This is a genomic window from Enterobacter sp. N5-15, from assembly GCF_057221635.1.
This window is the reverse complement of the sequence record NZ_CM170150.1, coordinates 3,315,587-3,337,108: the sequence shown is the minus strand read 5'-3', so window position 1 is coordinate 3,337,108 and position 21,522 is coordinate 3,315,587. Positions and strand designations below refer to the sequence as shown.

Sequence of the window (21,522 nt, the reverse complement as noted above, 5' to 3'; positions counted from 1 at the left end):
CGGTTGGCGCTGCCCTTTTGCTTTCTAATCTGTTAATGACAACCGGGCATTATGGAAAATAAAAGCATTCCCCAAGCCACGTCGCCCCTGGCCGCGTGGCTTTCTTATCTGGAAAACCTGCACAGTAAAACCATCGATATGGGGCTTGAGCGCGTAAGCCAGGTCGCCGCGCGTCTTGATGTGCTCAAACCGGCACCTTTCGTGTTCACCGTCGCGGGGACCAACGGTAAAGGCACGACCTGCCGCACGCTGGAATCTGTCCTGATGGCCGCGGGCTACAAAGTTGGCGTGTACAGCTCGCCACACCTGGTCCGCTATACCGAGCGCGTTCGCGTGCAGAACAGCGAGCTGCCGGAATCGGCGCATACGGCGTCGTTCGCGGAAATTGAAGCCGCGCGCGGTGAGATCTCATTAACCTATTTTGAATACGGCACCCTGTCGGCGCTGTGGCTGTTCAAACAGGCGCAGCTGGATGTGGTGATCCTTGAGGTCGGCCTCGGCGGACGTCTTGATGCGACCAATATGGTCGATGCGGACGTGGCGGTAGTCACCAGCATCGCGCTGGACCATATCGACTGGCTGGGACCGGATCGTGAAAGCATTGGCCGCGAGAAGGCCGGTATTTTCCGCGCAAATAAGCCTGCCGTGGTCGGCGAGCCGGATATGCCATACACCATTGCTGACGTGGCAAACGAGAAGGGCGCGCGTCTGCTGCGCCGCGACGTTGACTGGCAGTACGAGGTCCAGGATAACGGCTGGCGCTTTAGCGACGCGCAGGGCGCGCTCGACAACCTGCCGCTGCCGCAGGTGCCGCAGCCGAACGCAGCAACCGCGCTGGCGGCACTGCGCGCCAGCGGCCTCGCGGTCAGCGAGCAGGCGATCCGCGACGGCATTCAGAACGCAATTCTGCCCGGGCGTTTCCAGATTGTCAGCGAGTCACCGCGCCTGATTCTGGACGTGGCGCATAACCCGCATGCGGCGGCGTATCTCGCGGGACGTCTCAAATCGTTACCAAAAACCGGGCGCGTGCTGGCGGTTATCGGTATGCTTCATGATAAAGATATCGGCGGGACGCTGGCCTGCATGGAGAGTGTGGTCGATAGCTGGTATTGTGCTCCTCTGGAGGGGCCGCGCGGCGCGACGGCTGAGCAGCTGATGGAACATCTCGGCAAAGGCGCAATCTACAGTAGCGTGGCTCAGGCCTGGCGTGCCGCGATGGCGGATGCTAAACCAGAAGATACCGTGCTGGTGTGTGGGTCATTCCACACGGTGGCACATGTCATGGAAGTGATGGACGCGGGGAGAACCGGTGGCGAGTAAGTTTCAGAACCGTTTAACAGGAACCATTGTGCTGGTCGCGCTCGGGGTGATTATTCTCCCGGGTCTGCTCGACGGGCAGAAAAAGCATTATCAGGACGAGTTTGCCGCTATTCCGCTGGTGCCGAAACCGGGTGACCGTGATGAGCCGGATATGCTGCCAGCGGCGACGCAGGCGCTGCCTGCTCAGCCTCCGGAAGGAGCGGCGGAAGAGGTGCGTGCAGGCGATGCCGCCGCACCGTCGCTCGATCCGTCACGCCTGGCGGCAGCCAGCAACAGCGATATCGATCCGGTGCCGGTAGAGCAGCCTAAACCTGTTGAAAAACCGAAGCCGGTTGAGAAGCCGCAGCCGAAACCGCAGCGGGATAAAGCCGCAGAGCAGCTGGCTGCCGCGTCAGAAACCCCACCGCCGGCAAAACAAGACGCGGCACCGACCGGAAAAGCGTACGTTGTGCAGCTCGGCGCGCTGAAAAACGCCGATAAGGTCAACGAGGTCGTGAGCAAACTGCGCAGTGCGGGATATCGTGTTTACACTTCACCTTCCACGCCGGTGCAGGGTAAAATTACCCGTATCCTCGTGGGGCCAGAGGCGTCCAAAGATAAGCTTAAAGGTTCGCTCGGTGAGCTGAAGCAGATCTCCGGCCTGAGCGGTGTGGTGATGGGCTACAGCGCGAACTGATAAGATCTTACCCATCCTCGGAGTGGTTAGCTCCCTCTCCCTTGAGGGAGAGGGCTGGGGTGAGGGGGGAGCAGACGTCCACAGAGACGTCAAATGGACCGTGGCGTTGAACATTTTTTCAGCGCCTTTTTTATTTACGCGCGGGAAGGAAATCCCTACGCAAACGTTTTCTTTTTCTGTTAGAATTCGCCCCGAACTGGATGACAGGGCGTTAAATCGTGGGACATATATGGTCTGGATTGATTACGCCATCATTGCGGTGATTGGTTTTTCCTGTCTGGTTAGCCTGATCCGTGGCTTTGTTCGTGAAGCGTTATCGCTGGTGACCTGGGGTTGTGCTTTCTTTGTCGCCAGTCATTACTACACTTACCTGTCTGTCTGGTTCACGGGCTTTGAAGATGAACTGGTCCGAAATGGAATCGCTATCGCGGTGCTGTTTATCGCAACGCTGATTGTCGGCGCTATCGTGAATTACGTGATAGGTCAGCTGGTCGAGAAAACCGGTCTGTCAGGAACGGACAGGGTGCTCGGGATCTGTTTCGGGGCGTTACGAGGCGTGCTGATTGTGGCCGCGATCCTGTTCTTCCTGGATACCTTTACCGGGTTCTCCAAAAGCGAAGACTGGCAGAAATCGCAGCTCATTCCAGAGTTCAGCTTCATCATCAGATGGTTCTTTGACTATCTGCAAAGCTCGTCGAGTTTTTTGCCCAGGGCATAAACCCTGAGATGTGGCTTAACGAGGAAAAGACGAATGTGCGGTATTGTCGGTATCGCCGGTTTCATGCCGGTAAACCAGTCGATTTATGACGCGTTAACGGTGCTTCAGCACCGTGGGCAGGATGCTGCGGGTATCATCACCATTGATGCAAACAACTGCTTCCGTTTACGCAAGGCGAATGGCCTGGTAAACGATGTGTTTGAAGCCCGCCATATGCAGCGTCTGCAAGGTAATATGGGGATCGGTCACGTTCGTTATCCTACTGCTGGCAGTTCCAGCGCCTCTGAGGCACAGCCTTTCTACGTCAACTCACCGTATGGCATCACCCTTGCTCATAACGGCAACCTGACCAACGCGCATGAGCTGCGTAAAAAGCTGTTCGAAGAGAAACGTCGCCACATTAACACCACCTCTGATTCTGAAATCCTGCTCAATGTGTTCGCCAGCGAGCTGGATAACTTCCGTCACTACCCGCTGGAAGCAGACAACATCTTTGCTGCGATTGCCGCGACAAACCGTCAGATCCGCGGCGCATACGCCTGCGTAGCGATGATCATCGGTCACGGCATGGTGGCCTTCCGCGATCCAAACGGCATTCGCCCTCTGGTGCTCGGCAAACGCGACCTCGGCGATGGCCGTACCGAATATATGGTTGCCTCTGAGAGCGTGGCGCTGGATACCCTGGGCTTTGAGTTCCTGCGTGACGTTGCGCCGGGCGAAGCGGTCTATATCACCGAGAAGGGCCAGCTGTTTACCCGCCAGTGTGCCGATAACCCGGTCAGCAACCCGTGCCTGTTTGAATACGTTTACTTTGCCCGCCCGGATTCCTTCATCGACAAGATTTCCGTCTACAGCGCGCGCGTCAACATGGGCACGAAGCTGGGCGAGAAGATTGCCCGCGAGTGGGACGATCTCGACATCGACGTGGTTATTCCTATCCCGGAAACCTCCTGCGATATCGCGCTGGAGATCGCCCGCATTCTGGACAAGCCATATCGTCAGGGCTTCGTGAAGAACCGCTACGTTGGCCGCACCTTTATCATGCCGGGCCAGCACCTGCGCCGTAAGTCCGTGCGCCGCAAGCTGAACGCCAACCGCGCGGAATTCCGCGACAAGAACGTTCTGCTGGTGGATGACTCCATTGTTCGCGGCACCACCTCTGAGCAGATTATCGAGATGGCGCGCGAAGCGGGTGCGAAGAAAGTCTACCTGGCCTCTGCTGCGCCGGAGATTCGCTTCCCGAACGTGTACGGCATCGATATGCCAACCGCCAACGAGCTGATCGCTCACGGGCGTGAAGTGGATGAAATTCGCCAGATCATCGGTGCCGACGGCCTGATTTTCCAGGATCTGAACGATCTCATCGACGCGGTGCGTGCCGAGAACCCGGAAATTCAGCAGTTTGAATGCTCCGTGTTCAACGGTATTTACGTGACCAAAGACGTTGACCAGCAGTACCTCGACTATCTTGATTCTCTGCGCAACGACGATGCGAAAGCCGTTCAGATGCAGAACGATCTTGAAAGCTTAGAGATGCACAACGAAGGTTGATGGTCCGGCAGGTGAGGGCGAACGCCCTCACTTGCAACTCCCCGCAAAATCCTGCACAGTCTGCCCTGAAATCAGTAAGGGCGAAAATCATGAAACGACTCATTGTTGGGCTTAGCGGCGCCAGCGGCGCGATTTACGGCGTACGTCTATTACAGGTTCTGCGTAACGTGGCGGAAGTTGAGACCCATCTGGTGATGAGCCAGGCGGCGCGGCAGACCCTCTCTCTGGAAACCGATCTCTCCCTGCGTGATGTTCAGGCACTGGCGGACGTGGTTCACGATGCCCGTGATATCGCCGCCAGCATCTCCTCAGGCTCGTTTAAAACGGCCGGCATGGTTATCCTGCCCTGTTCCATTAAAACGCTCTCAGGCATTGTGAACAGCTATACCGATACCCTGGTAACGCGCGCGGCGGATGTGGTGCTGAAGGAGCGTCGTCCCCTGGTGCTCTGCGTGCGGGAAACGCCGCTGCACCTCGGCCACCTGCGTTTGATGACCCAGGCCGCTGAGCTTGGTGCCATCATCATGCCGCCGGTACCGGCGTTTTATCATCGCCCGACCTCGCTGGATGACGTGATTAATCAGACCGTTAACCGCGTGCTGGATCAGTTTGACATCGACCTGCCTGAAGATCTCTTCACCCGCTGGCAAGGGGCCTGATTCTGTGCACAAACAGAGTGCATGAAAAGAGACGTTGCCCTGTTTCAGGGCAATTATGCAACGGCGATCATATCCTCGACATTTAATTCGTTTTTTCCCTTTTTCTCTTTCCGGTTCGTTCGGCAGACCTGCTATCTTTCACCATTAAGGCAATATCGCAACGTTTTATTAACATATTTAACGTCGAAGTTTTGACCAGACGGCAATGTGGCATAAGACCTGCAAGATGAAGCCTGCAACACAACACACAACACAATACATAATAAAATCACGGTACTTGAGGGTAAATGTATGAAGAAGACGGTTCTGGCTCTGTCTTTGCTCGTGGGGTTAAGTGCGGCAGCAGGTAGCTACGCAGCGCTTCCACAGACGGTTCGTATCGGTACAGACGCAACCTACGCGCCATTCTCTTCCAAGGATGCGAAAGGCGATTTCGTGGGGTTTGATATCGATCTGGGAAATGAAATGTGCAAACGCATTGCGGTGAAATGCACATGGGTGGGCAGCGACTTTGACGCGTTAATCCCGTCGCTGAAAGCCAAGAAAATCGACGCCATTATCTCTTCTCTCTCCATCACCGAAAAACGCCAGCAGGAGATTGCCTTCTCTGACAAGCTCTACGCCGCGGATTCTCGCCTGATTGCGCCGAAAGGTTCCCCGATTAAGCCAACCATCGACTCGCTGAAAGGCAAGCATGTTGGCGTGCTTCAGGGCTCGACTCAGGAAGGTTATGCCAATGCTACCTGGCGTGAAAAGGGTGTAGACGTGGTGGCTTACCAGAACCAGGATCTGATTTACTCTGACCTGGCCGCAGGCCGTCTGGATGCCGCATTCCAGGATGAAGTTGCCGCGAGCGAAGGCTTCCTGAAACAGCCTGCGGGTAAAGACTATGCGTTTGCAGGCCCGTCGGTAAAAGACAAAAAATACTTTGGTGATGGCACCGGTATTGGCCTGCGTAAGGATGATACCGAGCTGAAAGCCGCCTTCGACAAAGCCTTTGCAGAGCTGCGTAAAGACGGTACTTACGACAAACTGGCGAAGAAATACTTCGACTTCAACGTATACGGTGAATAATAGCTGGCGCTAACGCACCGCAAAGGTGCGTTACGGGAGCGGTTGACCCAATGCGGTGCATTTGTTGCACCGTGTTGGATCGCTTTGTGCATACTTACGCATTTATAATGCAAAAATTCCCGCCTGAAGGGCATTAGTCTTTGCCTGACAGAGGGGATTGATGGCACATTAGCACCACCCCGTCGTCGTAAAAATCCCGTATGAAGACAGTTTGTTGAGGACAAATATGAAAAAACTCGTGTTGTCACTATCTCTGGTGCTGGCCTTTTCCAGCGCCACCGCGGCATTCGCAGCCATTCCGCAGAAAATTCGGATTGGTACCGATCCAACCTATGCGCCGTTCGAATCGAAGAATTCAAAGGGTGAACTGGTCGGTTTTGACATCGATCTGGCCAATGAGCTGTGCAAACGCATCAAAGCACAGTGTACCTACGTTGAGAACCCGCTGGATGCGCTGATCCCATCCCTGAAAGCGAAAAAAATCGACGTGATTATGTCCTCGCTCTCCATCACCGAAAAACGCCAGCAGGAGATTGCCTTCACAGACAAACTCTACGCGGCCGATTCTCGTCTGGTGGTGGCTAAATCCTCTGACGTTCAGCCAACGCTGGAGTCCCTGAAAGGCAAACGCGTCGGCGTGCTGCAGGGCACCACGCAGGAAACTTACGGTAACGAACACTGGGCGCCGAAGGGGATTGAAATCGTCTCCTACCAGGGCCAGGAAAATATCTACGCTGACCTGACGGCAGGCCGAATTGATGCGGCATTCCAGGATGAAGTCGCGGCAAGCGAAGGCTTCCTGAAAACGCCGGTGGGTAAAGATTACAAGTTTGGCGGCCCGTCCATTAAGGACGTGAAGTTGTTTGGTGTGGGCACCGGTATGGGCCTGCGCAAAGAAGACAACGAGCTGCGCGAGGCGCTGAACAAAGCGTTTGCTGAAATGCGCGCTGACGGCACCTACGACAAGCTGGCGAAAAAGTACTTTGATTTTAATGTTTACGGCGGCTAATCGCCCCGTCAAATAACGTGCGGCCCCTCCCGCTGCGGGAGGGGATAAGACACGGTTCCACCACTCACGATACGACAGGGCTCGCGGTATGCTGTACGGATTTTCTGGCGTTATTTTACAGGGCGCGCTTGTCACCCTTGAGCTGGCTATCAGCTCCGTGGTGCTGGCGGTGCTGATAGGTCTGGCAGGCGCAGGGGCGAAGCTTTCGGCTAACAAACCGCTGGCGCTAATTTTTGAAGGCTACACCACGCTTATTCGCGGCGTTCCCGATCTGGTGCTGATGCTGCTTATCTTTTACGGTCTGCAGATTGCGCTGAACAGCGTAACGGACGCGATGGGCATGGGACAAATTGATATCGACCCGATGGTGGCCGGTATTATTACCCTCGGTTTTATCTACGGTGCCTACTTCACTGAAACCTTCCGCGGCGCTTACATGGCCGTGCCGAAGGGCCACATTGAGGCGGCAACCGCATTTGGTTTTACCTCTTCACAAACGTTTCGTCGGATTATGTTCCCGGCCATGATGCGCTACGCGCTTCCGGGCATCGGCAACAACTGGCAGGTTATCCTCAAAGCGACAGCGCTGGTCTCGCTGCTTGGTCTGGAAGACGTCGTGAAAGCGACTCAGCTGGCGGGCAAGAGCACCTGGGAGCCGTTCTACTTTGCGGTGGTCTGCGGCGTGATTTATCTGGTCTTTACGACCGTCTCCAATGGTGTGCTGCTTCTGCTCGAGCGTCGCTACTCCGTGGGTGTGAAGAGGGCTGACCTGTGATTGAGATTATTCAGGAATACTGGAAATCCCTGCTGTGGACGGATGGCTACCGCTTTACCGGCGTTGCTATTACGCTCTGGCTGCTGATTTCCTCCGTGGTGATGGGCGGCATTCTGGCGGTGTTTCTTGCCATTGGCCGCGTGTCGAACAATAAATTTATCCAGTTCCCGATCTGGCTGTTTACCTACGTGTTTCGCGGTACGCCGCTGTACGTGCAGCTGCTGGTGTTCTATTCGGGGATGTATACGCTTGAGATCGTAAAAGGCACTGAGATGCTGAATGCGTTCTTCCGCAGCGGTCTGAACTGTACGGTGCTGGCGTTGACGCTCAACACCTGCGCCTACACCACCGAGATTTTCGCCGGGGCAATTCGCTCTGTCCCTTACGGTGAGATTGAAGCGGCGCGCGCGTACGGCTTTTCCTCAGTGAAGCTTTATCGCTGCATTATTCTGCCGTCGGCACTGCGTATCGCGCTACCGGCGTACAGTAATGAAGTCATTTTGATGCTGCACTCCACCGCGCTCGCCTTTACCGCGACGGTGCCGGATCTGCTCAAAATCGCGCGCGATATTAACTCCGCGACCTATCAGCCGTTTACCGCGTTTGGCATTGCGGCGGTGCTCTATTTAATTATCTCTTATGTTTTGATTAGCCTGTTCCGTAAGGCTGAAAAACGCTGGTTGCAGCATATAAAACCTTCTTCGACGCACTGAGAAAGATGATGGCTGAGAACAAATTAAACGTTATTGATTTGCACAAACGCTACGGCGAACATGAAGTGCTGAAAGGGGTGTCGCTGCAGGCTAATGCAGGCGATGTAATCAGTATCATCGGCTCATCCGGCTCGGGTAAAAGTACCTTCCTGCGCTGCATCAACTTCCTCGAAAAGCCGAGCGAAGGCTCGATTGTGGTGAGCGGGCAGAATATTAACCTGGTCCGTGACAAAGACGGCCAGCTGAAGGTCGCGGATAAAAACCAGCTGCGCCTGCTGCGCACGCGCCTGACGATGGTGTTCCAGCACTTCAATCTCTGGAGCCACATGACGGTGCTGGAGAACGTGATGGAAGCGCCGATTCAGGTGCTGGGCCTGAGCAAGCAGGAAGCCCGCGAGCGCGCGGTGAAATACCTGGCGAAAGTGGGTATCGACGAGCGCCAGCAGATGAAATACCCGGTGCATCTCTCCGGCGGTCAGCAGCAGCGCGTCTCCATCGCGCGCGCGCTGGCGATGGAGCCCGAAGTGCTGCTGTTCGACGAACCGACCTCCGCGCTGGACCCGGAACTCGTTGGCGAAGTGCTGCGCATCATGCAGAAGCTGGCCGAAGAGGGCAAAACGATGGTGGTGGTGACGCACGAGATGGGCTTCGCCCGTAACGTCTCGAACCACGTGATTTTCCTGCATCAGGGGAAAATTGAAGAGCAGGGCCACCCGGACGAGGTGCTGGCGAACCCGCAAAGCCCGCGTTTGCAGCAGTTCCTGAAGGGGTCTTTGAAGTAGATTTTGCCCTTCTCCCTCTCCCTGTGGCGCTTCGCTTACCGGGCCTACGGGCTGGATGTTCTCCCTCTCCCTGTGTGAGAGGGTTGGGGTGAGGGCATCAGCCCGCAGTGCAGCCCAATCGCCCGGTGGCGCTTCGCTTACCGGGCCTACAAATTCTATTGCCGGCCGGCATACTCCAGCCGATACACCCAGTCGTCATAGCGCACGCCGTCAATTTCATACGCCTTTTCCAGCACCTGCGTACGCACAAACCCTGCTTTCTCCAGCACCCGCACCGAACCGCCGTTATCCGCCAGCACATATGCGTTAATCGCCTTCACGCTGGTCTGGTTGAACGCGTAATCGCACACCGCGCGCAGCGCCTCGCTGGCAATCCCTTTTCCCTGCGCGGCAGGCACAACCGTATAGCCGATATCGGCCTCTTCACGATTCTCAGGGCTGATTTGCAGGCCAATATCGCCCAGCGGCGTATCGTCCTCCAGAGAGCGGATTACGAAGACATGCTCCGCCATCAGGCGCGCGGCAAACGCGCGGCGGGTCTCTTTTTCCGGCGCGATGGCGGCCATGTAGCGCATGATGCTGCGATCTTCACGCAGCGAGCGAAAGAAGGCCCAGTCAGTGGGTTCGAAAGGAGTGAGGTGAAGCCGGGGAGTGGTGATGGTTGCCATTGTTACGCCATTTCTTCGGAACATGGCCTGTCACTGTAACATATTCACCGCACCACATCCCCCAGCGCCTCTTCTAATTCATACCAGCGGAACGCGAACCCGGCCGCTTCCAGCCGTTTTGGCAGCGCCCGCTGTCCGCCTAATACCAGCACGGACGCTTCACCCATCATCAGGCGAATGACCGTGGCAGGTACGCGCAATATCGCCGGGCGGTGCAGGGCATGCCCCAGCGCGTGGGCAAACTGTTCGTTACGCACCGGATACGGCGCAACCATGTTAAACGGCCCGCGCAGATCGTTATCCAGAAGCCAGAGAATACCGTTGACCATATCGTCGATATGGATCCACGCCAGGTACTGACGACCATTGCCGATGGGGCCGCCGAGCCCGAGCCGGAAAGGGGGAAGCATCTTCGCCAGAATACCGCCTTTCGGCGCAAGCACGACGCCGGTCCGCAGCAGGCAGACGCGGGTACGATCGCTTTGCGCTGCAGAGGCGATACGCTCCCACTGGGCGCAGAGCTTATGGGAAAACTCGTTATGGGGCGGCTCTTCCTCGGTTACCACCACCTCGCCGAGATCGCCGTAATAGCCCACCGCTGAACCCGAAATCAGCACCGAAGGCGGGGTGTGGCTATTGCGGAAGAGCTCGACCAGCTTTTCGGTAATGTTCCACCGGCTGCTGCATAACAGCTGTTTTTGCTCTTCCGTCCAGCGCTTATCGGCGATGGGTTCACCCGCGAGGTTAATGACGGCGTCGAAGCCGTCCAGATTTTGCTGCTCGGCCAGATTTTTCCAGATATCGATACCCGCCCCCAGCACCTGGCGCGCTTTCTCCGGGCTGCGCGTGACCACGGTGATGTCGTGATGCAAGGCCTGCAGACGCGCAATGAGGTGACGACCAATCAGGCCTGTACCGCCGGTCAGCAAAATCTTCATACAACCTCCAGGTTTACGCCTGGCGTCGCCAGCTTAACGTCATGGAGACGGAATCGGCGTAGCGCAGGGCGTGAAGTTTATCGATCTCAACTTCAGCATAAGTGACCCAGTGATGTTCGCGTGCGATATCGAGCACATCCTGAGTTAATTTTTCCAGCAGAGAGAAGCGGTTATTCTCCACGTACTGAATGATGTTTTTGGTTATTGTGCGGTAGTTCAGCGCGTCGTTGATGTCTTCGCTGGCCCGCGCTTTGTCTGCGGGGTAGTGAATCACCACGTTAATGACAATATCCTGACGGTTGGCGATCTCTTCCTCTTTGATACCGATGAAGGTACGCAAGCGTAAATTTTTTATACGAATAACAGCATCTGGCTGTGACATTGCAGGTCTTCTCCGTGTCAGTATTTCCTGCTCATCATACATGAGAGGCTCGCGGGCACCCAGCCTCATAGAGGGTTAAATCTGCTGGATTTTTTGCATCGCCCGCTCGGTGGCCGGGCGGGTTCGAATGCGCTCAAACCAGTTGTTCACCGCCGGGTAAGAGGCCAGGTCAATGCGGTGTTTTTCATGCGTATTCACCCACGGCCAGCAGGCGATATCGGCAATACTGTAATGATCGCCGCCGAGCCACGGCGTTTTCTCCAGACGTCGGTTCAGAACGTCATACAGCCGTTGAGTCTCAACCTGATAGCGTTCTATCGCATAAGGAATGGGCTGCGGGGCGTAAGCGGTAAAGTGATGGTTTTGACCCAGCATGGGCCCCAGCCCGCTCGCCTGCCAGAAGAGCCATTGCAGGGTATGGTGACGCTCGCGCAGTTCGCCGCTCAGCAGTTTGCCGGTTTTCTCCGCCAGGTAGAGCAAAATTTCACCGGATTCAAACAGGCTCAGCGGTCTGCCCCCGTCCGTCGGCTGGTTATCAATAATGGCCGGGATTTTATTATTCGGCGAGATAGCCAGAAAGAGAGGGCTGAACTGATCGCCTTTGCTGATATCCACGCGAATGATCCTGTAATCCAGCTCGGCTTCTTCAAGAAAGAGGGTGATCTTATGGCCGTTTGGGGTAGGGGCGTAATAAAGGTCGATCATTCTCAACTCCTGTCCATGCGAATAGTGGTGCCATGACAAATGAGTATAGGTGGTTGTTGTAAATCGTGAGTTTTCATCAAGTGACAGCGAGGCAAAGAGATTATATGTTGAGTAAAAACCGATCAGCCTATGAGGATGTTATGAACCAGCCCGTCATCACGTTGTGGTCCGATGCGAATTTCTTTTCTCCCTATGTTATGAGCGTATACGTTGCGCTGGCCGAAAAAGGGCTCACTTTTACGCTGAAGACCGTCGATCTTGACGGCGGTGAACATCTCAAGCCGCAGTGGCAGGGCTACGACCTGACCCGACGCGTGCCGGTGCTGGAGATTGACGGTTTTGCCCTGAGCGAATCGTCGGCGATTGATGAATATCTGGAAGATCGGTTCGCACCGCCCGAGTGGGAGCGCATCTATCCTCACGATCTGCAAAAACGCGCGCGGGCGAGGCAGATCCAGGCGTGGCTGCGAAGCGATCTGGTGCCGATTCGCGTGGAACGCTCGACGGACGTCGTGTTTGCCGGGGTGAAAAAGCCAGCGCTCAGCGCTGAAGGCCGTGAAAGCGCGCAAAAACTGATTGAAACCGCCACCTCGCTCCTCGCACACGGCAACCCGAACCTGTTCGGCGAGTGGTGCATTGCCGACGCCGATCTGGCGTTGATGCTTAACCGCCTGATCCTCAACGGCGATGAGGTGCCGCAGCTGCTGGTGGATTATGCCGCGTTTCAGTGGCAGCGCGCCTCCGTGCAGCGCTATGTGGCACTCTCGGCCAAGCGCGCGGGCTGATAAGCCCTGACGCTTCAGGTATGATGGGGGCAGTCTGTTTTCCCGAGGAGTGACTGATGAAACTGATGTTTGCGTCGGATATCCATGGATCGCTGCCCGCTACCGAGCGTGTCCTCTCCCTGTTTGCACAAAGCGGCGCGCAGTGGCTGATTATTCTGGGTGATGTGCTCAATCACGGCCCGCGCAACGCGCTGCCGGAGGGCTATGCCCCTGCGCTGGTCGCGGAAAAGCTTAACCCGTTTGCCTCGCGCATTATCGCCGTTCGCGGCAATTGCGACAGCGAAGTGGACCAGATGCTGCTGCATTTTCCCCTTACCGCGCCATGGCAACAGGTGCTGCTGGAACAAAGCCGCCTGTTCCTGACCCATGGGCATCTTTTTAGCCCGGATAATCTCCCGGCGCTCGCGGCTGGCGATGTCCTGGTTTACGGTCATACTCATATTCCGGTTGCTGAAAAGCGCGGTGAGATTTATCACTTTAACCCGGGGTCGGTCAGCATACCGAAAGGCGGATACCCTGCGAGCTATGGCATGCTGGATGGAAATACCCTGAGCGTTATCGCACTTAATGATCAGCAAGTTATTGCGCAGATAGCGATTAATCCGTAAGTTACACCTCAACTGCAAACGCGCCGAAAGAGCGCTTAGAAGAGAAGGTTTCCCGATGGTGGAGCAGAGTCATTTGGCAAGTACAGAGTGGGTTGACATTGTCAGCGAAGAGAATGAAGTGATCGCGCAGGCTAGCCGCGAACAAATGCGTGCGGAGCGTCTTCGCCACCGCGCAACGTACATCGTTGTGCATGACGGGATGGGCAAAATTCTGGTCCAGCGCCGTACGGATACCAAAGATTTTCTCCCGGGTATGCTGGACGCCACCGCAGGTGGGGTTGTGCAGGCAGATGAAGTGCTGCTGGATTCCGCGCGTCGTGAAGCGGAAGAAGAGTTAGGTATTGCCGGCGTGCCGTTTGCCGAGCACGGTCAGTTCTATTTCGAAGACGAAAACTGCCGCGTCTGGGGCGGGCTGTTTAGCTGCGTTTCTCACGGCCCGTTCGCCCTGCAGGAAGAAGAGGTGAGCGAAGTCAGCTGGATGACGCCGGAAGAGATCACCGCGCGCTGCGACGAGTTTACGCCGGATTCGTTAAAAGCGCTGGCGCTGTGGATGACCCGCAACGCCAAAAACGAATCGACCAAATCAGAGAAAGAGGAAGAGGCTGAGTAAGATTCAGCAACTCTCTCTCAGACACAGACTGGACGCGATGGGCTTTTGATCGCGCCAGTCACCGTCATTCAGACGCTCCAGCAGTGCTTTCCCGGCTTCAATTCCAATCTTACGATGCGGCACCGCCATCGTCGTCAGCGGCGGCTGACAGACGCGGCTCACGTCGCTATCGCCAAAGCCGACCACCGCCAGATCGTCCGGCACCTTGATTCGCCTGCGCTGGCACTCGTACAGCGCGCCGCATGCCAGCTCGTCAGAGACGCACACCAGCGCATCCAGCTCCGGCCACGCCAGCAGGAATTCTGGCAGCTGTGCCGCGCCGGTCGAGAAGCTCGGCGGCATCGCCGCGTTAATGACCCGGGTCGGCGACATATGGTGGCGAAGCATGGCTTTGTACCAGCCCTGCAAATGCTGCTGGAAAATCCACTGCTCCTGGTTGGCGCACAGCAGGCCAATATTTTGATAGCCGCGCTTAATCACCATTTCCGTAAGTTCATACATGGCCGCTACGTTATCAATCCCGATATTCATATCAATCGGGTCGGCGCGCATGGCGCCCATCTCCATCACCGGAATAGAGGCGTTTTTCAGCCAGTGGCGAACGGTGTCGGTATGTTCAACGCTGAGCAGGATAGCGGCGGCAATATTTGACGCAAGCAGCGTCTCCAGCAACTTTTCCTCCTGCTCCAGGCGATGCTGGGATTCTGCCAGCATGATCTGATACCCGGCAGGCTGTAGCACCTGCTGTAGCCCGGCGAACATCTCCGAGCAGCCGGCTTCGGAGAGATTAGGCACCACCATGGCTATCGTCCATGACGACGCCGAGGCCAGCGCGCTGGCGGCAAGATTAGGCATATAGCCCAGCTCCTGCACGGCAGCTTCAATTTTTTCTCGTAGTTTATCGGAAACCTGTTCGGGCGTGCGGAGTGCACGGGACACGGTCATCGTGCCCACACCGGCAAGCTGTGCGACATCGGCGAGTGTCACTTTACCAGTACTGCGCCGTTTTCGGGTTAGAGACATACACCTTCCTGCTGACCAGACGCGTTCTTCATTTCCTTCGCTTCACGTGACAGGCAGTATACGCCTTAAATCCCTTTTTTTGCTGTGATTTAGCACCGTGATTGCAATTTGATAGCGCTATCACATTTCTGCATGTTAACCATTGGTAGCGCTATCTTTGTGATCGCGATCGCAGTCATCCAGCGATGTGTTGAATAAAGTTTGCTCATCTTCAAGCGTGTAGCGGGAGTGAAAAGTGCTCAAAAAATGGATATATGATACAACCATCACGCTGCAGGATAGCGTGGAAAACTGGCCGCAGGCGCTGGAGCTGTGCGCGAAGCCGCTTCTGGATTTGCAGGTGATTGAGCCTGAATACGTCACGGCCATCATCCAGCAGCACCACACGTTAGGACCCTATTATGTGCTGGCACCAGGGCTGGCTATGCCGCATGCGCGGCCGGAGGAAGGCGCCAAAGGACTGGGGTTGTCTTTATTAAAACTAAAACAGGGCGTCTCGTTTGGTGCCGGTGAGTTTGACCCTGTGGATGTCATTATTATGCTCGCGGCACCCGACAAAAATAGCCATATTGAGATGATATCTTCGCTGGCTGAATTATTTTCCAGCGATGCAGATATGGCTGAACTGCATCAGGCGAATACCCTGGAGGAAATTAAAACGATTATTGACCGCTTCTGATTTAATTCTTTAATCCGATTATTCACAACATTACGCGCCAGCGTGATGGGGCGTGCTCTACTCAAAATAAGGGGACAACAATGAAAATCATGGCTATTTGCGGCTCCGGCCTGGGCAGCAGTTTTATGGTCGAAATGAATATTAAAAAGGTGCTTAAAAAACTGGAGATTGAGGCTGAGGTTGAACATTCCGATCTCTCCTCGGCCACGCCGGGCGCAGCCGATCTTTTCGTGATGGCAAAAGACATTGCGGCCAGCGCCAGCGTGCCGGAAAGCCAGCTGGTGGTGATTAACAACATCATCGACATCAACGAACTTGAAGCGCAGCTGCGCGCCTGGTTCGACAGACAATAACCCTGATAAGGCGAGGTGGATATGTTTATCCTTGAAACGCTGAATTTCGTTGTTGATATTTTAAAAGTCCCTTCGGTGCTGGTCGGTTTAATTGCGCTAATTGGTCTGGTTGCGCAGAAAAAAGCGTTTTCGGACGTGGTGAAAGGGACGATTAAAACCATTCTCGGCTTTATTGTGCTGGGCGGCGGCGCCACGGTGCTGGTGGGGTCGTTAAATCCTTTGGGCGGTATGTTTGAGCACGCCTTTACGATCCAGGGCATTATTCCAAACAATGAAGCGATTGTGTCAATCGCGCTGGAAAAATACGGTGCAGCGACCGCGCTGATTATGGCCTTCGGCATGGTGGCGAATATCATCGTCGCGCGCTTTACTCGCCTGAAGTACATCTTCCTGACCGGTCACCACACGTTTTACATGGCGTGCATGATTGGCGTGATCCTGACGGTCGCGGGCTTTGAGGGCGTGGGGCTGGTCTTTACCGGCTCGCTGATCCTCGGCCTGATCATGGCCTTCTTCCCGGCGATTGCCCAGCGCTACATGAAGCGCATTACCGGCAACGATGAGATTGCCTTCGGCCACTTCGGCACGCTGGGCTACGTGCTGTCCGGCTGGATTGGCAGCAAGGTTGGCAAGGGCTCTCGCTCAACGGAAGAAATGAACCTGCCGAAGAACCTGAGCTTCCTGCGCGACAGCTCGATCTCCATCTCCCTGACCATGATGATTATCTACCTCATCCTCGCGGTGAGCGCCGGGCGCGAGTACGTGGAGGCCACCTTCAGCGGCGGCCAGAACTACCTGGTCTACGCCATCATCATGGCGATCACCTTCGCGGCGGGCGTGTTCATCATCCTGCAGGGCGTGCGCCTGATTCTGGCGGAGATCGTTCCGGCCTTTACCGGCTTCTCGGAGAAACTGGTGCCGAACGCGCGTCCTGCGCTGGACTGCCCGGTGGTGTATCCCTATGCGCCAAACGCGGTGCTGATTGGCTTCCTGTTCAGCTTCCTCGGCGGGATTGTGGGGTTGCTCATCTGCGGTCAGTTTAGCTGGGTGCTAATCCTCCCGGGCGTCGTGCCGCACTTCTTCACCGGCGCCACGGCGGGCGTGTTCGGTAATGCTACCGGTGGACGTCGCGGGGCAATGATTGGCGCCTTTGCTAACGGCCTGCTGATCACCTTCCTGCCGGTCCTGCTGCTGCCGGTGCTGGGCGCCATTGGCTTTGCCAACACCACCTTCTCGGACGCCGACTTCGGCGCGGTCGGGATTGTCCTCGGTAACCTGGCGCGCTTCCTGTCGCCGCTTGCCATCACCGGACTGGTTGTGGCGTTGTTCGCGCTGCTGGTGGCGTACAACGTCTTCGCGAAAAACAAACCTGCGGGCGGTAACGCGCAGGAAAACACCGGAGCCAAATCATGAATGAGAAAGAGATAACCGAACTCGCGCGTCAGATCCGTCTTGAGACGCTGAAGTCCCTGACGCAGCTGGGCTTTGGGCACTACGGCGGCAGTATGTCGGTGGTTGATACCCTGGCCGTGCTTTACGGCGCGGTGATGAAAATCGACCCGGCGGATCCGGACTGGCCGGAGCGAGACTATTTTGTCCTGTCGAAAGGTCATGCGGGCCCGGCGCTCTACAGCACGCTGGCAATCAAAGGCTACTTCCCGGTGGAAGAGCTGAGCACCCTGAACCAGAACGGCACGCGCCTGCCAAGCCACCCGGACCGTCTGAAAACGCGCGGCGTGGACGCCACCACCGGTTCGCTGGGGCAGGGGATCTCCATTGCTGGCGGTATGGCGCTCTCGCACAGGCTGGCGGGGCGGCCGAATCGGGTCTTCTGCATCGTCGGTGACGGCGAGCTGAACGAGGGGCAGTGCTGGGAGGCGTTCCAGTTTATCGCCCACCATCGCCTCAACAACCTGACGGTGTTCGTGGACTGGAACAAACAGCAGCTCGACGGCGAGCTGGACGAGATCATCAGCGCTTTCGACCTGGAGGGGAAATTCCGCGCCTTTGGCTTTGACGTGGCGACGGTGAAGGGCGACGACATTCCGGGTCTGCTGGCAGTAACGTCGCGGGTTCCGGCTGCCGATGCGCGTCCGTTAGTCGTCATCCTCGACAGCATTAAAGGGCAGGGGGTGCCGTACCTGGAGCAGCTCAGCAACTCGCACCACCTGCGACTGACCGCCGAGAGCAAAGCGGCCCTCAATGAGACGATTCGCCAACTGGAGGCTTCACATGATTAAGGTTGCACCGGCAGGACAGAAAGACGCCGTTGAGATGCGTAAGGTCTACGCGGGCTTCGTGGCAAAGCAGATTGAGGCAGGAAGCGAGATTATCGCCCTGGAGGCGGATCTGATGAGCTCAATGGCGATGGACGGCGTGGCGCGCGATTATCCGCAGCACGTGATTAACTGCGGCATTATGGAGGCCAACGTCATCGGCACCGCGGCGGGGCTGTCGCTTACCGGGCGTAAGCCGTTTGTTCATACCTTCACAGCCTTTGCCAGCCGTCGCTGCTTTGACCAGCTGTTTATGTCTCTGGACTATCAGCGCAACAACGTGAAGGTGATTGCCTCGGATGCGGGCGTGACGGCCTGCCACAACGGCGGAACGCATATGTCGTTTGAGGATATGGGCATTGTTCGCGGTCTGGCGCACTCGGTGGTGCTGGAGGTGACCGACGCGGTGATGTTCGAGGACGTGCTGCGCCAGCTTATCGACCTCGAAGGCTTCTACTGGGTGCGGACCATTCGTAAGCAGGCGCCGAGCGTGTATGCCCCGGGCTCAACCTTCACCATCGGAAAAGGCAACGTGCTGCGTGAAGGAACCGATATTACCCTGATTGCCAATGGCATCATGGTGGCGGAAGCGCTGGAAGCGGCGCGCCAGCTGGAGCAGGAGGGGGTAAGCGCGGTGGTCATCGACATGTTTACCCTGAAGCCCATCGACCGGATGCTGGTGAAAAACTACGCCGAGAAGACCGGGCGTATCGTCACCTGTGAAAACCACAGCATTCACAACGGCCTGGGATCGGCGGTGGCGGAAGTGCTGGTGGAAACCTGCCCGGTACCGATGCGGCGGGTGGGCGTCAAGGAGCGCTACGGTCAGGTAGGGACGCAGGATTTCCTGCAGAAGGAGTATGGCCTGACGGCACATGACATTGTGTCGGCGGCGAGAGAACTGCTGTAAATAAAAAAGGCGACCGGTTAAGTGGTCGCCTTTCTTGCCGGATGGCGCTTCGCTTATCCGGCCTACAAAACCGTAGGCCCGGTAAGCGCTAGCGCCACCGGGCTTTTTAGCTTACTGCTGCTGCTGTGACGACTGGATCGCGGTCAGAGCGATGGTATAGACGATATCGTCAACCAGCGCGCCACGGGACAGATCGTTCACAGGTTTGCGCATACCCTGCAGCATTGGCCCGATGGAGATCAGGTCTGCAGAACGCTGTACCGCTTTGTAGGTGGTGTTACCGGTGTTCAGATCCGGGAAGATGAACACGGTAGCGCGACCTGCAACCGGAGAGTTCGGCGCTTTGGATTTCGCAACGTCTGCCATTACGGCGGCGTCGTACTGCAGCGGGCCGTCGATCATCAGGTCAGGACGTTTTTCCTGCGCCAGACGGGTCGCTTCACGCACTTTCTCTACGTCGCTACCTGCACCAGAGGTACCGGTGGAGTAGGAGAGCATCGCGACGCGCGGTTCGATACCGAAGGCAATCGCAGAGTCCGCGGACTGGATAGCGATTTCTGCCAGCTGTTCTGCGGTTGGATCCGGATTGATCGCGCAGTCGCCGTAAACGTAAACCTGTTCAGGCAGCAGCATGAAGAACACGGAAGAAACCAGAGAGCTGCCTGGAGCGGTTTTGATCAGCTGCAGCGGTGGACGGATGGTGTTCGCCGTGGTGTGAACCGCACCGGAAACCAGACCGTCAACTTCGTCCTGCTCCAGCATCAGCGTACCCAGCACCACGTTGTCTTCCAGCTGTTCGCGCGCAACGGCTTCGGTCATGCCCTTGCTCTTACGCAGCTCAACCAGACGGGCAACGTAGCTTTCGCGAACCACTGCAGGGTCAACGATTTCGATGCCAGCGCCCAGCTCAACGCCCTGAGACGCCGCAACGCGGGTGATCTCATCCGGGTTACCCAGCAGCACGCAGGTCGCGATGCCGCGCTCGGCACAGATAGCAGCCGCTTTAACGGTACGTGGTTCGTCGCCTTCTGGCAGAACAACGCGTTTGCCCGCTTTACGCGCCAGCTCGGTCAGCTGGTAACGGAATGCTGGAGGAGACAGACGGCGGCTGCGCTCGGAGGTCGCGGTCAGGGATTCGATCCAGTCTGCGTTGATGTAGCCCGCAACGTATTCCTGAACTTTCTCGATACGCTCGTGGTCATCAACCGGTACTTCCAGGTTGAAGCTCTGCAGGCTCAGGGAGGTCTGCCAGGTGTTGGTGTTCACCATGAAGACCGGCAGGCCGGTGGCAAATGCGCGTTCGCAAAGCTTGCTGACGCGTGGGTCCATCTCGTAGGCACCGGTCAGCAGGATCGCACCGATTTCCACGCCGTTCATCGCGGCCAGGCAGGCTGCAACCAGAACGTCAGGACGGTCTGCGGAGGTCACCAGCAGGGAACCAGCGCGGAAGTGTTCCAGCATGTGCGGAATGCTGCGCGCACAGAAGGTCACGGACTTCACGCGGCGGGTGTTGATATCGCCTTCGTTAACCACGGTCGCGTTCAGGTGACGCGCCATATCGATGGCACGGGTGGCAATCAGATCGAAGCTCCATGGCACCGCGCCCAGCACTGGCAGCGGGCTGGATTCCTGCAGCTTAGCCGGGTCAACTTTGACAACTTTCGCTTTGGAAGAGTCGTCGAAGATCTCGGACAGGTCAGGGCGAGTACGGCCCTGCTCATCCACCGGTGCGTTCAGTTTGTTCACGATCACGCCGGTGATGCTGGTGTTTTTCGCGCCGCCGAAGCTGCTGCGCGTCAGTTCGATACGCTCGTTCAGCTGCTCTGGGGTGTCGGTGCCCTGAGACATCACGAAAACGATCTCTGCGTTCAGGGTTTTCGCGATTTCAAAGTTCAGAGACTGGGCAAACTGGTGTTTGCGCGTCGGGACCAGGCCTTCAACCAGCACCACTTCCGCGTCTTGCGCGTTAGCATGATAGTTGGCGATGATCTCTTCCATCAGCACGTCTTTCTGGTTGCTGGACAGCAGAGATTCAACGTGGCTCATCTTCAGCGGTTCAGCCGCTGGCAGATTGGAGTTCTTGCGAACGATAGTGGTGGTCTGGTCTGGCGCATCGCCACCGGCACGTGGCTGGGCGATTGGCTTAAAGACGCTCAGACGAACGCCTTTGCGTTCCATAGCACGGATAACGCCAAGGCTGACGCTGGTCAGGCCGACGCTGGTTCCGGTAGGGATCAGCATAATAGTACGGGACACGGTTTATCCTCTTTCGTTACCGCCGCGATTGGGCGGGTTACAAAACAGCACC

Annotated in this window: 24 protein-coding genes; 18 read left to right on the top strand and 6 right to left on the bottom strand. The window is 56.7% G+C overall.

The features are described 5' to 3' along the window. The first annotated feature begins 51 nt into the window (after positions 1-51). The 10 genes from folC (at position 52) to hisP (ending at position 9,277) form a co-directional block, all read left to right on the top strand. A complete protein-coding gene (gene folC / locus AC2TE5_RS15785; RefSeq protein WP_484611975.1) occupies positions 52-1,320 on the top strand; it encodes a bifunctional tetrahydrofolate synthase/dihydrofolate synthase in 1,269 nt (422 codons plus the stop codon). Beyond that, positions 1,310-1,996, top strand: coding sequence for a cell division protein DedD (gene dedD, locus AC2TE5_RS15780; protein ID WP_063145402.1), 687 nt, complete (start codon positions 1,310-1,312; stop codon positions 1,994-1,996). The genes folC and dedD overlap by 11 nt, the downstream gene beginning before the upstream one ends. 229 nt (positions 1,997-2,225) lie before the next feature. Continuing rightward, positions 2,226-2,714: a colicin V production protein gene (cvpA, locus tag AC2TE5_RS15775; RefSeq protein ID WP_000262116.1), complete on the top strand. Its 489-nt coding sequence runs from the start codon at positions 2,226-2,228 to the stop codon at positions 2,712-2,714. Between the two features lie 33 nt (positions 2,715-2,747). Further along, the gene (gene purF / locus AC2TE5_RS15770) at positions 2,748-4,265 is read left to right on the top strand and encodes an amidophosphoribosyltransferase (RefSeq protein WP_024908947.1); all 1,518 of its coding nucleotides are present in this window, start codon (positions 2,748-2,750) and stop codon (positions 4,263-4,265) included. Between the two features lie 89 nt (positions 4,266-4,354). Then, positions 4,355-4,924: a UbiX family flavin prenyltransferase gene (locus tag AC2TE5_RS15765; RefSeq protein WP_029740194.1), complete on the top strand. Its 570-nt coding sequence runs from the start codon at positions 4,355-4,357 to the stop codon at positions 4,922-4,924. Positions 4,925-5,215: 291 nt separating this feature from the next. Further along, positions 5,216-5,998 (top strand): lysine/arginine/ornithine ABC transporter substrate-binding protein ArgT, encoded by a 783-nt coding sequence (gene argT, locus AC2TE5_RS15760; protein ID WP_023312560.1) that lies wholly within the window; start codon positions 5,216-5,218, stop codon positions 5,996-5,998. A 226-nt stretch (positions 5,999-6,224) separates the two neighbouring features. Continuing rightward, positions 6,225-7,007 (top strand): histidine ABC transporter substrate-binding protein HisJ, encoded by a 783-nt coding sequence (gene hisJ / locus AC2TE5_RS15755; protein WP_024908950.1) that lies wholly within the window; start codon positions 6,225-6,227, stop codon positions 7,005-7,007. An 88-nt stretch (positions 7,008-7,095) separates the two neighbouring features. Continuing rightward, positions 7,096-7,782, top strand: coding sequence for a histidine ABC transporter permease HisQ (locus AC2TE5_RS15750; protein ID WP_014832782.1), 687 nt, complete (start codon positions 7,096-7,098; stop codon positions 7,780-7,782). After that, positions 7,779-8,495, top strand: coding sequence for an ABC transporter permease (locus tag AC2TE5_RS15745; protein ID WP_008502590.1), 717 nt, complete (start codon positions 7,779-7,781; stop codon positions 8,493-8,495). The genes AC2TE5_RS15750 and AC2TE5_RS15745 overlap by 4 nt, the downstream gene beginning before the upstream one ends. Positions 8,496-8,503: 8 nt before the next feature. Further along, positions 8,504-9,277 carry a histidine ABC transporter ATP-binding protein HisP gene (gene hisP / locus AC2TE5_RS15740; RefSeq protein ID WP_045354320.1) on the top strand — a complete coding sequence of 258 codons (774 nt, stop codon included), beginning with the start codon at positions 8,504-8,506 and terminating at the stop codon, positions 9,275-9,277. A 155-nt stretch (positions 9,278-9,432) separates the two neighbouring features. Here the strand turns inward: hisP and AC2TE5_RS15735 are convergent, their stop codons facing one another. From AC2TE5_RS15735 to yfcG, 4 genes are all read right to left on the bottom strand, one after another. After that, positions 9,433-9,945, bottom strand: a complete 513-nt coding sequence (locus tag AC2TE5_RS15735) for a GNAT family N-acetyltransferase (RefSeq protein WP_484611974.1) — start codon at positions 9,943-9,945, stop codon at positions 9,433-9,435. 44 nt (positions 9,946-9,989) lie between these two features. Further along, positions 9,990-10,883: a TIGR01777 family oxidoreductase gene (locus tag AC2TE5_RS15730; RefSeq protein ID WP_484611973.1), complete on the bottom strand. Its 894-nt coding sequence runs from the start codon at positions 10,881-10,883 to the stop codon at positions 9,990-9,992. A gap of 13 nt (positions 10,884-10,896) precedes the next feature. Continuing rightward, positions 10,897-11,265 (bottom strand): dihydroneopterin triphosphate 2'-epimerase, encoded by a 369-nt coding sequence (gene folX / locus AC2TE5_RS15725; RefSeq protein ID WP_023336419.1) that lies wholly within the window; start codon positions 11,263-11,265, stop codon positions 10,897-10,899. A gap of 75 nt (positions 11,266-11,340) precedes the next feature. Further along, complete coding sequence (gene yfcG, locus AC2TE5_RS15720; protein ID WP_213328136.1) at positions 11,341-11,970, bottom strand: GSH-dependent disulfide bond oxidoreductase; 630 nt, start codon at positions 11,968-11,970, stop codon at positions 11,341-11,343. 140 nt (positions 11,971-12,110) lie between these two features. On the opposite strand from yfcG, the gene yfcF reads away from it, so the two are divergent. The 3 genes from yfcF to yfcD are packed head-to-tail and all read left to right on the top strand — an operon-like array spanning position 12,111 to position 13,973. Further along, positions 12,111-12,755: a glutathione transferase gene (gene yfcF, locus AC2TE5_RS15715; RefSeq protein WP_032643441.1), complete on the top strand. Its 645-nt coding sequence runs from the start codon at positions 12,111-12,113 to the stop codon at positions 12,753-12,755. Between the two features lie 56 nt (positions 12,756-12,811). Beyond that, a complete protein-coding gene (gene yfcE, locus AC2TE5_RS15710; RefSeq protein ID WP_484611972.1) occupies positions 12,812-13,363 on the top strand; it encodes a phosphodiesterase in 552 nt (183 codons plus the stop codon). Positions 13,364-13,418: 55 nt separating this feature from the next. Further along, positions 13,419-13,973, top strand: coding sequence for an NUDIX hydrolase YfcD (gene yfcD, locus AC2TE5_RS15705; RefSeq protein WP_023312551.1), 555 nt, complete (start codon positions 13,419-13,421; stop codon positions 13,971-13,973). Positions 13,974-13,976: 3 nt separating this feature from the next. Here the strand turns inward: yfcD and AC2TE5_RS15700 are convergent, their stop codons facing one another. After that, the gene (locus AC2TE5_RS15700) at positions 13,977-14,996 is read right to left on the bottom strand and encodes a LacI family DNA-binding transcriptional regulator (RefSeq protein ID WP_023312550.1); all 1,020 of its coding nucleotides are present in this window, start codon (positions 14,994-14,996) and stop codon (positions 13,977-13,979) included. Positions 14,997-15,231: 235 nt separating this feature from the next. On the opposite strand from AC2TE5_RS15700, the gene AC2TE5_RS15695 reads away from it, so the two are divergent. The 5 genes from AC2TE5_RS15695 to AC2TE5_RS15675 all read left to right on the top strand — a co-directional run bounded on the left by AC2TE5_RS15695 (position 15,232) and on the right by AC2TE5_RS15675 (position 19,214). Next, positions 15,232-15,675 carry a PTS sugar transporter subunit IIA gene (locus AC2TE5_RS15695; protein WP_023336414.1) on the top strand — a complete coding sequence of 148 codons (444 nt, stop codon included), beginning with the start codon at positions 15,232-15,234 and terminating at the stop codon, positions 15,673-15,675. Positions 15,676-15,755: 80 nt separating this feature from the next. Beyond that, on the top strand, positions 15,756-16,028 hold the full coding sequence (locus AC2TE5_RS15690; RefSeq protein WP_023336413.1) for a PTS sugar transporter subunit IIB: 273 nt from the start codon (positions 15,756-15,758) through the stop codon (positions 16,026-16,028). A 21-nt stretch (positions 16,029-16,049) separates the two neighbouring features. Beyond that, entirely contained in the window at positions 16,050-17,441 is a 1,392-nt protein-coding gene (locus AC2TE5_RS15685) for a PTS ascorbate transporter subunit IIC (protein ID WP_032659183.1), read from the top strand. Beyond that, a complete protein-coding gene (locus AC2TE5_RS15680; RefSeq protein WP_484611971.1) occupies positions 17,438-18,268 on the top strand; it encodes a transketolase in 831 nt (276 codons plus the stop codon). Before AC2TE5_RS15685 ends, AC2TE5_RS15680 begins: the two co-directional genes overlap by 4 nt. Next, positions 18,261-19,214 (top strand): transketolase family protein, encoded by a 954-nt coding sequence (locus tag AC2TE5_RS15675; protein ID WP_484611970.1) that lies wholly within the window; start codon positions 18,261-18,263, stop codon positions 19,212-19,214. The genes AC2TE5_RS15680 and AC2TE5_RS15675 overlap by 8 nt, the downstream gene beginning before the upstream one ends. Before the next feature lie 111 nt (positions 19,215-19,325). Here the strand turns inward: AC2TE5_RS15675 and pta are convergent, their stop codons facing one another. Next, the gene (gene pta / locus AC2TE5_RS15670; RefSeq protein WP_484611969.1) at positions 19,326-21,470 is read right to left on the bottom strand and encodes a phosphate acetyltransferase; all 2,145 of its coding nucleotides are present in this window, start codon (positions 21,468-21,470) and stop codon (positions 19,326-19,328) included. Between the last annotated feature and the right edge of the window lie 52 nt (positions 21,471-21,522).